We start from the raw sequence: 13,328 nt of genomic DNA on the forward strand, positions 1-13,328 counted from the left end.
CTGCCGCTGCCGCTGCCGCTGCCGCTGCCGCTGCCGCTGCCGCTGCCGCTGCCGCTGCCGCTGCCGCTGCCGCTGCCGCTGCCGCTGCCGCTGCCGCTGCCGCTGCCGCTGCCGCTGCCGCTGCCGCTGCCGCGGCCGGTGATCGGAAGATCTCCTCGTGGTCGGCGGGTGGCTCTACACGCAGATTGCCTGTGACCCGTTCTGAGGTAGTCAGGCCGGCGTCGTGGCGGAGTCGGACTGTGGCGGCGGCGGGGACCGGAAGATGCCGTCGGGGTCGTACCGCGTCTTCAGCTCCAGCAGGCGCACGGCGTCGGTCCCGTGGACGTCGGTGACCCGGTCGGCCTCTCCCGGCCCCAGGGGGGTCGCGTCGCCGCCGAGCGCCGTCCAGGACAGGCGGGCGGCGACGCGGTCGGCCCAGGCGCGGTGCAGGGCGCCGCGGCCGGCCTCGTCCCAGCCGGCGACGACCTCGGCCACGAGGTGGGGCCGGCGCAGCGGCAGCGCGGCCGAGGCGGGGTCGACGCGGTCGGCGGCCCCGTGGAAGTGGTGCAGCCACACCCGTGAGCGCGGGGAGGTCATCGTCCGGCCGGCGTCCAGGAGGGCCTGGGTGGCCGCCGGGTCGAGCCGTTCGAGCGTGCGGGTGCGGACCAGCTCGTGCCGGGTTGCGCCGCCGACCTGCCGGGCGCGGTCCTCGTCGCCGAGCAGGCTGACGAGCGTGAGCGGGGCCACGTCCGTGCTGAGCGGGGTGCCGAGCGTCGCCAGGTGGGGGACGGGCCCCGGACGTCCCGTCCAGGCGGCCGGGTCACCGGACCACACGGGCTGGACCACCACGACCGGCCGGCCGTCGGGGTCCCGGCGGACGCCGGAGCGCACCGTCAGCTCGTCCGGGGCCGAGCCCAGCAGGTCCGCCAGCCCCGCCAGGACCGTGGGGGCCCGCGACCACGGGTACACGATCGTCCCGCCGACCAGCACCCGCGCCCGGTGCAGCGCGAGACGGGCCTGGACGACCACGCCGACGTCGCCGCCGCCCCCGCGCAGCGCCCACAGCAGGTCGGGGTCGTCGTCGGTGTCGACCCGCGTGCCGTCGGCGAGCACCACCACCGCGCCGAGGAGGTTGTCGGCGGCCAGCCCGGCCCGGCCCGTCAGGGGCCCGCAGCCACCGCCGAGGCTGAGGCCGACGAGCCCGGCGTCCCCGCGCCAGCCGGTCACGGGGACCAGCCCGTGCGGGGCGCCCGCCACGGCGACGTCGAGGCTGCTGACCCCGCCGCCGACGTGGGCGGTGGCCGTCGCCGGGTCGACCGCGACCGACCGCAGGTCCTGCACGTCGAGGACGACCCCGCCCGCGACGGGGGAGCGGCCGGCCCGGTCGTGCCCGCGGCCCAGCACGGACAGCGGCAGTCCCGCCTCGCGCGCGGCCCGGACCGCGAGCAGGACGTCGGCGGCGTGCCGGCAGCGGACGAGCGCGGCGGGACCGGTGCCGGCCGCGGCGTCGGGCGGGCGGCAGGCCAGCGCGAGGGCGTCCGGGCCGCAGACCACCCGCTCGCCGGGGATGCGTCCGCGCAGCTCGTGGACGAACGTCTCCGCGACCCCGACCCGCACGCGCCCGCCCTCTCCCCGGCGGTTGTGTCTCAACCGTGGGTCGATCCTCCCGACCGCTTCACCGGAGTGCAACTCCGGCGAAACCTTCACTCGACGTCACGTTCCGGTGTCCCGCAACGGATCGGTGCGCCGGGTAACCTTCCTGTCGTGCCCCTGCCGCCCGACGGTCGCCGCGCCGAGGTCGCCCGCGCGAACCGCAGCGCCGTCGTGCACGCCGCTCGCCGCCTCTTCGCCGCGCAGGGCTACTTCCAGACCACGGTCGAGCAGATCGCCCGGGCGGCCGGTGTCGCCCCCGCGACGGTCTACGCGACCACCGGGGGGAAGCAGGGGCTGCTGCTCGAGCTCGTCGAGGCGTGGGCGACCACCCCGGCGGTCCGCGAGTCCCTCGAGGGCGTCGCGCGCTGCCGCCGCGTCGAGGACGCCGTCTCCGAGCTGGCCTCGGGGGTGCGTCGCGTGCGCGACGAGTGGGGCGACGTCATCGAGGTCGTCCTGGCGACGGCGCCGCACGAACCCTCCGTCGCGGCCCTCCTCGTCGACGTCCGGCACCGGTACGAGGCCGACGTGGGGGCCTGCGTCACCCGGATCGTCGACCTGACGGCCAGGCCGCAGGCCCACCGCCAGGTCATGGACGTCCTGTGGTTCTACTTCGGCTTCCACGGGTACGCGCTGCTCGTGGACGACCGGGGCTGGGACAGCGGGCAGGCCGAGCTGTGGCTCGTCCGGCAGGCGTCGCGGGCCGTCGAGGACGCCCTCGCCGACCCGGCGCCCGACCCGGGCCGGGCGACACCGCCGGCGGGCGCGGCACCTGCGCGGCTGCGACAGTGGCCGACGTGATCGAGGTGACCGAGCGAGGCAGCGGCTCCCCGGGACGTGACGTCGCCGTCGTCGGGGGCGACGTCCTCACCCTGACCCCGCAGTGGCGCGGCGGTTCCGTCCCCGCGACCGTCCTCGTCCGCGACGGGCGCATCGCCGCCGTGGGTCCCGACGTCCCCGTGCCCGCGGGCGTCCCCGTCGTCGACGCCACCGGCCGCTGGGTCCTGCCCGGTCTCGTCGACCCCCACACCCACCTCGGCGTCCACGCCGAGGGTGAGGGCTGGCACGGCGCGGACGTCAACGAGAAGGGCGAACCCCGCGGGGCCCGCCTGCGCACGTGGGACGGCGTCGACCCCGCCGACCGGGGTTTCGTCGACGCCCTCGCCACCGGTGTCACGACCGTCGCCGTCCTGCCCGGCTCGGCGAACGTCGTCGGGGGTCAGACGAGCGCCCTGAAGACCTGGGGAGCCACCGTCGACGCCATGCTGCTGCGCGCGCCGCTGGGGGTGAAGAGCGCGCTGGGGGAGAACCCCAAGAAGAACTCCTCGGGTGGGCGGGGCCCCGGCACCCGGATGGGGGTGGCCGCGGCCCTACGCGACGCCTTCGCCACCGCGCGGCGGTTCGCGGACGACCGCGACCGTGCCGCCGCGGCCGGGGGACGGCCCGGCCCGGTGACGGGGGCCGACCGCGACGCGGAGGTGCTCGCCCGCGTCCTGGACGGGGAACTGCTGTGGCACCAGCACGCCCACCGCGCCGACGACATCGCGACCGCGGTGCGGCTCGCCGACGAGTTCGGCTACCGGCTCGTCCTCAACCACGTCACCGAGGGCCACCGCGTCCTGGACCTGCTGCGCGGGCGCGGACTGCCGGCCGTCGTCGGGCCGCTGCTGACCTCCCGGTCCAAACCCGAGTTGCGGCACCGCTCCCTCGCGGTCCCCGGGCTGCTCGCCGGGGCGGGCCTGCAGGTGGCGCTGACGACCGACCACCCCGTCGTCCCGATCCAGTTCCTGCCCGTCTCGGCCGCGTTCGCGGTCAAGGAGGGCATGGACCCCGACGAGGCGCTGCGCGCCCTCACGCTCAACCCCGCCGTCATCCTCGGTCTCGACGACCGCGTCGGCTCCCTCGCCCCCGGCCTCGACGGCGACGTCGTCGTGTGGTCCGGGAACCCCCTGGACGTGATGTCCCGCGCGGTCCACGTCGTCCTGGGCGGTCGGTCGGTCTACCGGTGGGACGGGCGGGGCGAGGTCCTCGGGCACGACGGCGCGTGGAGCCCGGTGTGAGCGGCGCCCGGGGGCGCGCGGGGACGGCGGCCCCCGCGTGAGCGACCAGGAGAACCGGGACGGGCAGCACGGCCGGAGCTACCTCGCCCTCGTCAACGCCGCGGCCGGGTCGGCGCGCCCCGACGCCGTGGACGCCGTGGTCGGTGAGCTCGGCCGTGCCGGGGACGTCGAGCTGCGCCGCACCGGCAGCCTCGACGAGCTGCGCGAGTCGCTGCTGGGCGCCGAGGGCCGCCGCGTCGTCCTCCTGGGCGGTGACGGTTCCCTGCACGCCGCGCTGCAGCTGCTCTGGGACGCGCACCGGACGTGGGACGTGGGCCCGCTGGGGGTCGTGCCGCTCGGCACCGGCAACGACCTCGCCCGGTCGCTGCGGCTGCCGCTGGACCCGGTCGCCGCGGCCCGAGTCGTCACGACGGGACGCCCGCGTGAGCTCGAACTGCTCGTCGACTCCCAGGACCGGATCACCGTCAACACCGTCCACGCCGGGATCGGGGCGTCCGCGACGGCGACCGCGCAGCGGCTCAAGAAAGGGCTGAAGGCGCTGGCCTACCCCGTCGGTGCCGCCTGGGCCGGGGTCAGCGCGGGCCGGGGGTTCCGGTTGCGCGTGCAGGTCGACGGGCAGGTCGTCGCCCCGGGACCCGAGCCCGTCCTCCTGGTCGGCATCGGCATCGGCGGCACCATCGGCGGCGGAGCCCCGCTCGTGCCGGGCGCCGACCCGCACGACGGGGTGGCCGACGTCGTGCTGAGCACGTCCACGGGTCCGCTCGCCCGGCTCGGGTTCGCGGCCGGCCTGCGCCGCGGGGTCCACGTCGAGCGCCAGGACGTCACCACGGCGACGGGGAAGGTCGTGGAGATCACCGCCGAGTCGGGGTCTTTCCGGCTGAACTCCGACGGGGAGGTCACCGGCCCCCAGACGTCGGAGCGCTTCGAGATGCACGCCGACGTCTGGCGGGTGGTGTGCCCCTGACGGGCCCGGGCGGTCCGGGGGTCAGCGGCGCATGACGCTGCGCGCGAGGCGGTTGCCCACGACCTGCCCCACCTGCACGATGACGACGATCGCCGCGACGGCGACGTAGATGATCCCGTAGTCGTAGCGCTGCTTGCCGTACGTGATGGCGTAGTCGCCCAGCCCACCGCCGCCGACGAGACCGGCCTGCGCCGTCATGTCGACGATGCCGATGAAGATGAACGTGTAGCCCAGGATGAGCGGGCCGAGGCCCTCGGGGATGACGACGCCGACGAGGATCGACAGCCGCGAGGCCCCCACGGCGCGGGCCGCCTCGACGACGCCCGGGTCGACGTTCACCAGGCTCTGCTCGACGATGCGGGCCACCGCGAACGCCGCGGCCAACGAGATCGCGAACGTCACCGCCGTCGTGCCGATCGTCGTCCCGACGGCCGCGATCTGCAGCGGGGTGATCGCGGCGAGGAAGATGATGAACGGGATGGGGCGCACCAGGTTCACGACGAACCCGATGAGCCCGAAGACGAACCGGTTGCCGAACAGGTTGCCCGGCCGCGTCGCGTACAGCGCCGTCCCGAGGACGAGCCCGATGACGCCGGAGGCGACGAGCGAGACGACCGCCATGAACAGCGTCTGCCAGATCGCGGTCCTGAACACGCCGAGGGTGTCGACGAACCCGCTGAAGTCCACGGTCAGACCTCCTCGACCACGTGGACCCCGGCGGACCGCAGCGCGGCCGAGGCCGCGTCGACCGCATCGGGGGTACCGGTCAGTTCGTAGGTGAGGGAACCGGCCCGCCGCTCGCGGACCTCCGAGACCCCGCCGTACACCAGTTCGGCGGTGGTCCCGTGGTCCCGGAAGACGGCGTCGATCCGTTGCTGAAGTCCCGGTTCGTCGGTGATGCGGACGCTCACGAGCCGGCCGGGGTGGTGGGTGCGCAGGCGCGCCAGCGTGTCCGCCGACGGGCGGTCGTGCGTGGCGCTGCGCACGAAACGCTGCGCCGCAGGGGTCTTCGGGTCCGAGAAGACGTCGTAGACGTCCCCGACCTCGACGACCCGGCCCTGTTCCATCACGACGACGCGGTCGGCGATCTGCCGCACGGCCTCCATCTCGTGGGTGATGACGACGATGGTGACGCCGAGTTCGGTGTTCACCCGGCGCAGCAGCGAGAGCACCTCGGTCGTCGTCTCGGGGTCCAGCGCGCTCGTCGCCTCGTCGCACAGCAGCAGCGGCGGGTTCGTCGCCAGCGCGCGGGCGATCCCGACGCGCTGCTTCTGCCCGCCCGACAACTGCTCGGGGTAGGCGTGGGCGCGGTCGAGCAACCCCACGAAGTCGAGGAGTTCGGCGGTGCGCCGGTCGCGCTCGTCCTTCGCGACCCCCGCGACCTTCAACGGGTAGCCGACGTTCCCGGCGACGGTCCGGGACCGGAACAGGTTGAACTGCTGGAAGATCATCCCGATGCGGGACCGGGCCGCGCGCAGTTCCCCCTCGGACAACCTCGTGAGGTCCTGCCCGGCGACGCGGACGCTGCCCGACGTGGGTCTCTCCAGCGCGTTGATGAGCCGGACCAGGGTGGACTTGCCCGCTCCCGAGTACCCGATGACGGCGAGGACCTCGCCCTCGGCGACCTCGAGGGAGACGCCGTCGACCGCCGTGACGGTCTTGCCGCCACGACGGTCGAAGGTCTTGCTGACGTCCGTCAGCGAGATGAGCGCGCTCACTTGCCCTTGGCGGCCTTCGCGTCGGCCTCGACCTCGGTCAGTTCCGCCTGCAGGTCGGCGGCCGGGGTGTCCTCGACGATCGCGGTCGGGTTGTCCTGCAGGAACACCTCCTGCACGGCCGGGTCGTGCCACAGCTGGGCCAGCTGCAGGTACGTCTCGTTCGTGGCGTCGGCCTTGCGGGCCGTGAAGATGTTGACGTACGGCGCCGCGGCGGCCGACTTCGCGTCGTCCTGGACGATGATGTCGTCGGTCGGCAGCTTCGCGGCCGTGGCGTAGTTGTTGTTGACGATCGCGGCGGCGACCGAACCGCTCTGCAGCGCGCTCGCGGTCTGGTCCGCGGACACGGGGACGACCTCGACCTTGCCGGACTCGATGTCGTTCGTCGTGGAGAACGCCGTGCCGCCGTCCTTCAGCGTCACCAGACCGGCCTCCTGCAGCACGAGCAGGCCACGGGCCTCGTTGATGGCGTCGTTGGGGATCGCGACCTTCGCGTCGGCGGGCAGTTCCGAGGCGGACTTCGCGGTGAGGGAGTACAGCGGCAGCGGGTAGACGGCGGTGGCCCCGATGGGTTGCAGGTCGTCACCGGCCTCGACGTTGTAGTTCGCCAGGTACTGGATGTGCTGGAACTGGTTGAGATCCAGCTCGCCCTGCTCCAGCGCCGGGTTCGGCAGGGTGTAGTCGGAGAAGTTGACGAGCTCGACGTCGACGTTCAGCTTCGACTTCGCGAGCTCGGTGTAGGTGCTCCAGTACGGCAGCGACTTGTCCGCGACACCGATCGTGACGGTCTGCGCCTCACCGCCGCCGCTCGCCGCGGTGGTGGCGGTGTCGTCCCGGGTGCTCAGGACGACGGCGACGACCACGACGATCACGACGGCGATCGCGGCGATGACGCCGACGAGGAGGCCGCGGCGCTTGGGCTTGTCGGGCAGGACGGGGGCGTTGGACACGCGATCACTCCGGGAGTCGTTCGGCGGGCGCGCGGCTCGCAGCACTCCGTGATCGACGGCGTCCGTTGATCCGCGCTTGCCGGACGGGGTCGTCCGGCCAGGTCCTCACCTGGGGCACCCCACCGCGGAGGAGGGTTGCCGGACAGCGAGCCAGGGCTTGTCGCTGTCACTCATGACCTGGGGGAACCCTAGCACCGGTGGTGCGGTGGCCGGCCGCCCTCAGGACCGGTGCACGTGGGGGAGCACGACGGCCTGCGCGGCGACCGTCCGCCCGTCGGTCGTGGTGAGCGAGGGGCCGCCGAACAGGACGTACCCGTCGGCGAGGGCGGCGCTGACCTTCTCGCAGAACGAGCGGTCGTCGGGGCCGGTCAGCAGGCGGTAGCTCAGCTTCTCCTCGCTCACCCGGGCAGGGTAGCCCGGGCCCGCTCCAGCGCGTCCTCGACCGCGAGCAGCCCCAGGGCCGCGTCGGCGAGGGCGTCGCCCCGCTTCTTCGGCGACCCCGGTGCCCAGCGCTTCTCGTCGTACTCGGTCGCGGTGCGGCGCAACGCCCCGCGGCTCACCCGCAGTTCGCGCTCCAGGCGCTCGACGAGCTCGGCGGGGGAGGGGGCCGGCGGGCGCAGCGACTCCCCGTCGCCCGCGCGCAGCTGCACGAGGACGTCGTGGTCCGGACCCTCCTCGGCCGTCCAGAACCGCACCGGGCGGTCGACGACGTGGTTCCACACGGGGGCCTGCGCGGACCGGAACCGCAGGACGACCGGTTTCGTCCCCAGCCCCGACGCCGCGAGCCAGTGCCCGGCCACGGGCGGCCGGGTGCCGGCCGCGCAGTCCTCCTCGGCCGCGCTCGTCACGAGCGCGACCCGCACGGCGTCGGCGTCCGGCAGCTCCTCGCGGCGGGGGCCGAGCAGGGGGCCGTGCACCCACGCCTCGGTGACCCGGAGCGTCACGATCCCGGCGGGCTGGCGGTGCACGTGCGCGCAGCGCTCGGCGACGTCCTCGAGGGTGCGCAGGGCGGTCGTCCACTTCACCGGACCCAGTGTGGTCGAGGTTGCGGGCCCGCCCGCCCCCGGGCCTAAGCTTCGCCGGTGGATTCGACCGAACTGAGGGCCCTGCAGAAGCCGTTGAAGGACTCCTACCGGGAGGATCCGGCCAAGGCGCTGGTGCCGGCCAAGGCCGTCGCCGTGCTGGACGGGCAGTCCATCGGCGTCTCCGTCGACGGGTTCGCCGGGACGACCCGCGCGGGTCTGCACCCCGCCGCCGGGGGTGACGGCACCGAGGCCTGCTCGGCCGACATGCTCTGCGAGGCCGTCGCCGCGTGCGCCGGGGTGACGCTGCGCAGCGTCGCGACGGCGATGGGCGTGGAGCTGCGGAACGCGTCCGTGACCGCCGAGGCCCACTGGGACGCCCGCGGCACCCTCGGCGTGGCCAGGGAGGTGCCCGTCGGGATCACCGACGTGACCATCACCTTCGACTTCACCTCCGACGCCGACGAGGCGACCGAGCAGAAGATGATCACCCTGGCCGAGCGCTACTGCGTCATCGCCCAGACGCTGCAGACCCCGCCGAAGGTCACCGTCCAGCGCGCCTGACGGGTGCGCGTCAGCGGCGCTCCTGCCGCCGCACCTCGCCCCGCCCGAACACGGCGACGACGGCGAACCCGAGGACCAGGGCCAGCAGGACGCCGATGTTGGCGTAGGCCCACTCGCCGTCGCGGCCGCCGATCGGCCCGAGCAGGTAGCCCTGCCACGTCAGCCAGCTCGCGCCGCCGTTGGTGACCAGGCCCCAGCCCACGACCGTCGCGACGACCATCGTCCCCAGCGCGAGGGGCCGCACGGCGCCGTACCGGCCGCGGGGGTCCAGCAGCTCGTCCTCGGCGTAACCGGCGCTCCGCGTCGCGAGGTCGGCGAGGAAGATCCCCGCCCACGCCGCGATCGGCACGCCCAGGGTGATGAGGAACCCCTGGAACGGGATGAGGAAGTCGGCGGAGAAGAAGGCGATGTAGACGGCGCCGGCGACCATGAGCGCGCCGTCGAGCAGGACGGCGACCGGCCGCGGCACGCGCAGCCCGACGTTCAGCAGCGCCAGGCCGGAGGAGTAGATGTCCATGACCGCGCCGCCGACGAGGCCGAGGACCGCGACGACGGCGAACGGGACGAGGAACCAGGTCGGCAGGATCCCCGTGAGCGCCCCGACGGGGTCCTGGGCGACGGTCTCGCTCAGGCCGGGCTGCGAGCCGACGACGAGCGCGCCGAAGACGAGGAGCACGGCCGGGCCCAGGGAGGACCCGAGCGTCGTCCAGAGCACGACGCCTCCGCTGGAGGCGTCCCGCGGCAGGTACCGGGAGTAGTCGGCCGCGGCGTTGGCCCAGCCGAGCCCGAACCCGGTCATGACCATCGTGAAGGCGCCGACGACGGCGGCGGTGTCCCCGGCGGGCAGGGCGAGCACGGTGCCGAGGTCGATGGACCCGGCGGCGAAGACGATGTACGCCACCGTCAGCACCGCGGTGACGACGGTGATCCAGCGCTGCACCCGCATGATGACGCGGAAGCCGAGCGTCCCGGCGAGCACGACGAGCCCGACCACGACGACGAGCGCGACGAGCTTGGTGCCCGTCCCGCCGCCGGCGCCGAGGCGGTCCAGCACCGTCGCGGTCGCGAGGACGGCGACGGCGGCCAGCGACGTCTCCCACCCCAGCGTCAGCAACCACGACACGAGCGAGGGCAGCCGGTTGCCGTGGACGCCGAAGGCCGCGCGGGACAACGTCATCGTGGGCGCCGACCCGCGCTTGCCGGCGATGGCGACGAGGCCGACGACGACGTAGGACAGGAACACCCCGGCCACCGAGACCCCGGTCGCCTGCCAGAACGAGATGCCGAAGCCGAGGACGAAGGACCCGTAGCTGACGGCCAGCACCGACACGTTCGCGGCGAACCAGGGCCAGAACAGGTCGCGGGGCCGGCCGTGCCGCTCGTCCTGGCCGACGGCGTTGACGCCGTTGAGCTCGACCTCCACCCCGCCCACGCGGGCCTGCGGGGTCGCGGGCACCTCGCTCACCGTCGTCCCCCCGCCTCGTCCGGCCCGTCGCGGTCCGCGTCGATGATCACCCGAGGCAGCGTAGGGCGCCGGCGCGGCCGTCCCCGGCTCACGCGCCGTCCAGCCAGGCCGCCAGACCGGCACCGAGGACCCGCCGCGTGCGCGCGCTCATCCCCGTCACGCGCGACCCGTGCCCGGCGAGCGCGGCGAGGTCGGTGTCGGAGAACCCCCACACGTCGCGGGCGACGGCGTACTGCTCGCTCACCCCGCGGCCGAACCACAGCTGGTCGTCGGCGTTGAGGGTGAGGCCCACCCCCGCGCGGTGCAGGACCGGGGCCGGGTGGGAGGCGAGGTCGGGGACGACGCCCAGCGCGACGTTGGAGACGGGGGCCACGTCCAGGACGACGCCCGCCTCGACGAGCCGCCGCACGAAGGCGGGGTTCTCCACCGACCGCACGCCGTGCGAGATCCGCGACGCGCCGAGGACGTCGACGGCCTCGGCGACGCACTCCCAGCCGCCGGTCTGCCCGGCGTGCGCGACGACCGGCAACCCGGCGGCGCGGGCCCGCGCGGCGTGGTCGGCGAACCGGTGCAGCCCGGACGGCTCCTCGAAACCCGCCGTCCCGAACGCCGTGACGCCCGCTCCGGCGAACTCGACGGCGACGTCCGTCAGGTCCGCGGCGACCGGTTCGTCCTGGTCGGTGTTCACGGTCACGAGCGCCCCGACCTCGATCCCGTGCCGCGCCGCCGCGTCCGCGAGCGCCGCCAGGACGACGCGCGTCACGTCGCGCAGGCTGCCCAGCCGGGGCGCGTACAGCTGCGGCTCGACGGCGGGCTCGAAGTAGACGACGCCCTGCGCGGCCTCCTGGGCGACCAGGGCCTCGCACAGCTCGGCGAGGTCGTCGAGGTCGGCCACGAGCGCCGGGACGCGGCCGTACGCCTCGAAGAACTCCCACACGTCCCGCCAGCCACCGGGTCCGCCGGGGGTGCCGACCCGTTCGGGCAGGTCGACCTCGACGCCGCGCCGGCGCGCCAGGGCGAGCACGGCGTCCCGGGGGTAGGACCCGTCGAGGTGGGCGTGGACGTGGACCTTCGGCAGCGCGGTCAGGGACCGGGGGGAGGGCACCGGGCCAACCTAGGCAGAGCGGGACCACCGTGTCGCACGAAGAGCTGTTCTGCGAGCATCCGGGGTGTGGGCGAGCGGACGGGGCGGGGTGGGGGTGAGCTCGACGTCCGGTCGTTGCGCTACCTCGTGGCCGTCGCGCGCGAACGCAGCTTCACGACCGCGGCGGCGTTGCTGCAGGTGTCCCAGCCGGCGCTGAGCCAGGCGATCGCGCGGATGGAGGCCCTCGTCGGGGGCCGGCTCGTCGTCCGCGACGCGCGGGGGGTGGCCCGCGAGGGGCCGGCGCTGACGCCCGCCGGTCAGGCCCTGCTCGCCGACGCGGCGCACGTCGGCGAGGTCCTGGACCGGGCCCTGGCCCGGGCCCGCCGCGCCGCCGCGGCGGGGGAGCGCGAACGCCTCACGGTGGGCATCGGCACCTCCACCCCGCGCCGGGTCTCGACCCGCCTGGTCGAGGCCACCCGGGAGAGCCCGCTGCTCGACGTCGTCCTGCGGCACGTCCCCTGGGGCCGGGAGCTGCAGGACCTGCGCGACGGCAGCGTCGACGTCGTCTTCCTCCACCTGGCCCCGGGCCAGGGGGTGGACCCGCGGTTGCGGACCGCCCACGTCAGCGACGTGGAGCGGGTCGCGGTCTTCGCCGGTGGGCACCGGCTCGCGGGGGCGGGCTCGCTGTCCGTGGCCGAGCTGGACGACGAGCCCATCGTCGACGCGGGCAGCGACCGGGACGTCTGGCTCGTCGACCCCCGCCCGTCGGGGGTCTCACCGGTGGTCGTGGGACCGCCCGCCACGACCGTCGAGGAGATGCTGGCCGTCGTGGCGACGGGCCGGGCCATGGCGATCACGTCCGCGACCGTGGCGGCGGCGCACCGGTCCGACGACATCGCCTTCGTCCCGCTGCGCGACCTCGCACCCCTCGCGCTGCACCTGGCTGCCCTCGCCGACGACGGGCGCCCGGTGGTGGCCGACCTGCTCGCCTCGTTCTGACCCCCGGGGCTGCGAGGGCGGCCCGTTACGATCCGGCGGTGACTCCCCGTGCCGTCCCACCGACCGTCCCTGCCCGGGAATCGCTGGCCGACTCGGTGCACTCCTCGCTGCTGGCCTGGCTCATGGACGGCAACGCGGGGCCGGGGGAGCCCTTGAGCATCGACGGTCTGGCCCGGACCCTGGGGGTGTCGCCGACCCCGGTGCGGGAGGCGATGGCGCGCATCGAGCGGACCGGCCTGGTCGAGCGGGTCGCCATGCGCGGGTACCGGGTGGCCGGGCTGCTCTCGCCGCAGGAGGTGCAGGAGCTGATGGACGCGCGTCTGCTCCTGGAGTGCCACAACGCCGCGGCGGCCGCCGCCCGCGTCGACGACGCCCTGCTCGACGTGCTGGAGGCCACGGTGCACCGCATGGAGGAGGCGCCCAAGGGGCCGTCGTTCGCCGACTACCAGGACTACCACCGGGCCGACAACGAGTTCCACCGGCTGGTGAACCGCGCGGGTGGCAACGTGTTCCTCGCCGACGCCTTCGAGGCGTTGAACGGGCAGGTCCAGCGGTTCCGGCTGCGGCTGGTGGGGGACGGCGTCACCGACGCCGAGATGGCGGTCGCGGAGCACGGCGCGCTCGTGCGGGCCCTGCGGTCGCGCGACGCGCGCGCGGCGGCCGGGCGCATGCGCGAGCACCTCGAGGCCGTGCGCGCGCGGGCGGTCGCGGACAGCGCCGCCGCCGGGTACGGCGCGCGCGAGGGCTGAGGTGCCGCACGGGGTTGACACCTAGATCCTATTGGATGTTCCCTGGCCTCGACGGGTGCGCGCCCTCCCGGAGACGTGGACCCACGACGACCCGACGATGACCCGACCGTCGATCCCGTCCGCTGAC

General features: G+C 75.0%; 15 protein-coding genes and 1 riboswitch. Of the genes, 7 read left to right on the forward strand and 8 right to left on the reverse strand.

The window, feature by feature from the left end; all coding sequences use genetic code 11:
* Positions 1-195, forward strand: a 195-nt coding sequence (locus tag AB2L28_RS06110) for a hypothetical protein (protein ID WP_370717868.1), incomplete at its 5' end; no start/stop codon positions are given.
* A gap of 15 nt (positions 196-210) precedes the next feature.
* On the opposite strand, the gene AB2L28_RS06115 is transcribed toward AB2L28_RS06110, so the two are convergent.
* Positions 211-1,596 (reverse strand): FAD-binding oxidoreductase, encoded by a 1,386-nt coding sequence (locus AB2L28_RS06115; RefSeq protein WP_370717869.1) that lies wholly within the window; start codon positions 1,594-1,596, stop codon positions 211-213.
* 147 nt (positions 1,597-1,743) lie between these two features.
* Here AB2L28_RS06115 and AB2L28_RS06120 point away from each other — a divergent pair, with 147 nt between their 5' ends.
* From AB2L28_RS06120 to AB2L28_RS06130, 3 genes are read left to right on the forward strand one after another with little or no spacing between them, the layout of a single operon-like run.
* Positions 1,744-2,430: a TetR/AcrR family transcriptional regulator gene (locus AB2L28_RS06120; RefSeq protein WP_370717870.1), complete on the forward strand. Its 687-nt coding sequence runs from the start codon at positions 1,744-1,746 to the stop codon at positions 2,428-2,430.
* The gene (locus AB2L28_RS06125) at positions 2,427-3,689 is read left to right on the forward strand and encodes an amidohydrolase (RefSeq protein ID WP_370717871.1); all 1,263 of its coding nucleotides are present in this window, start codon (positions 2,427-2,429) and stop codon (positions 3,687-3,689) included. Before AB2L28_RS06120 ends, AB2L28_RS06125 begins: the two co-directional genes overlap by 4 nt.
* 37 nt (positions 3,690-3,726) lie before the next feature.
* Entirely contained in the window at positions 3,727-4,653 is a 927-nt protein-coding gene (locus tag AB2L28_RS06130; protein WP_370717872.1) for a diacylglycerol/lipid kinase family protein, read from the forward strand.
* A 21-nt stretch (positions 4,654-4,674) separates the two neighbouring features.
* On the opposite strand, the gene AB2L28_RS06135 is transcribed toward AB2L28_RS06130, so the two are convergent.
* The 5 genes from AB2L28_RS06135 to AB2L28_RS06155 all read right to left on the reverse strand — a co-directional run bounded on the left by AB2L28_RS06135 (position 4,675) and on the right by AB2L28_RS06155 (position 8,343).
* Positions 4,675-5,340, reverse strand: coding sequence for a methionine ABC transporter permease (locus tag AB2L28_RS06135; protein WP_370717873.1), 666 nt, complete (start codon positions 5,338-5,340; stop codon positions 4,675-4,677).
* A gap of 2 nt (positions 5,341-5,342) precedes the next feature.
* Positions 5,343-6,371 (reverse strand): methionine ABC transporter ATP-binding protein, encoded by a 1,029-nt coding sequence (locus AB2L28_RS06140; RefSeq protein ID WP_370717874.1) that lies wholly within the window; start codon positions 6,369-6,371, stop codon positions 5,343-5,345.
* The gene (locus tag AB2L28_RS06145; protein ID WP_370717876.1) at positions 6,368-7,318 is read right to left on the reverse strand and encodes a MetQ/NlpA family ABC transporter substrate-binding protein; all 951 of its coding nucleotides are present in this window, start codon (positions 7,316-7,318) and stop codon (positions 6,368-6,370) included. The genes AB2L28_RS06140 and AB2L28_RS06145 overlap by 4 nt, the downstream gene beginning before the upstream one ends.
* Before the next feature lie 67 nt (positions 7,319-7,385).
* A riboswitch (SAM riboswitch) is annotated at positions 7,386-7,496 on the reverse strand.
* A gap of 41 nt (positions 7,497-7,537) precedes the next feature.
* The gene (locus tag AB2L28_RS06150) at positions 7,538-7,720 is read right to left on the reverse strand and encodes a DUF1737 domain-containing protein (RefSeq protein ID WP_370717877.1); all 183 of its coding nucleotides are present in this window, start codon (positions 7,718-7,720) and stop codon (positions 7,538-7,540) included.
* Entirely contained in the window at positions 7,717-8,343 is a 627-nt protein-coding gene (locus AB2L28_RS06155) for a DUF7711 family protein (RefSeq protein ID WP_370717878.1), read from the reverse strand. Before AB2L28_RS06155 ends, AB2L28_RS06150 begins: the two co-directional genes overlap by 4 nt.
* A 57-nt stretch (positions 8,344-8,400) precedes the next feature.
* Between AB2L28_RS06155 and AB2L28_RS06160 the strand changes: the two genes are divergently transcribed.
* Positions 8,401-8,904, forward strand: coding sequence for an OsmC family protein (locus AB2L28_RS06160; protein ID WP_370441903.1), 504 nt, complete (start codon positions 8,401-8,403; stop codon positions 8,902-8,904).
* 10 nt (positions 8,905-8,914) lie between these two features.
* Here AB2L28_RS06160 and AB2L28_RS06165 read toward each other — a convergent pair whose 3' ends face one another.
* Both AB2L28_RS06165 and add read right to left on the reverse strand, forming a co-directional pair.
* Positions 8,915-10,369: a purine-cytosine permease family protein gene (locus AB2L28_RS06165; RefSeq protein WP_370717879.1), complete on the reverse strand. Its 1,455-nt coding sequence runs from the start codon at positions 10,367-10,369 to the stop codon at positions 8,915-8,917.
* An 88-nt stretch (positions 10,370-10,457) separates the two neighbouring features.
* Positions 10,458-11,474 carry an adenosine deaminase gene (gene add / locus AB2L28_RS06170; protein ID WP_370717880.1) on the reverse strand — a complete coding sequence of 339 codons (1,017 nt, stop codon included), beginning with the start codon at positions 11,472-11,474 and terminating at the stop codon, positions 10,458-10,460.
* Positions 11,475-11,540: 66 nt separating this feature from the next.
* On the opposite strand from add, the gene AB2L28_RS06175 reads away from it, so the two are divergent.
* Both AB2L28_RS06175 and AB2L28_RS06180 read left to right on the forward strand, forming a co-directional pair.
* On the forward strand, positions 11,541-12,452 hold the full coding sequence (locus tag AB2L28_RS06175; RefSeq protein ID WP_370717881.1) for a LysR family transcriptional regulator: 912 nt from the start codon (positions 11,541-11,543) through the stop codon (positions 12,450-12,452).
* Positions 12,453-12,490: 38 nt separating this feature from the next.
* Positions 12,491-13,201 (forward strand): GntR family transcriptional regulator, encoded by a 711-nt coding sequence (locus AB2L28_RS06180; RefSeq protein WP_370717882.1) that lies wholly within the window; start codon positions 12,491-12,493, stop codon positions 13,199-13,201.
* The last annotated feature ends 127 nt before the right edge of the window (positions 13,202-13,328 follow it).

It is taken from the genome of Kineococcus mangrovi, from assembly GCF_041320705.1.
In the GTDB taxonomy this organism is placed as follows: domain Bacteria; phylum Actinomycetota; class Actinomycetes; order Actinomycetales; family Kineococcaceae; genus Kineococcus; species Kineococcus mangrovi.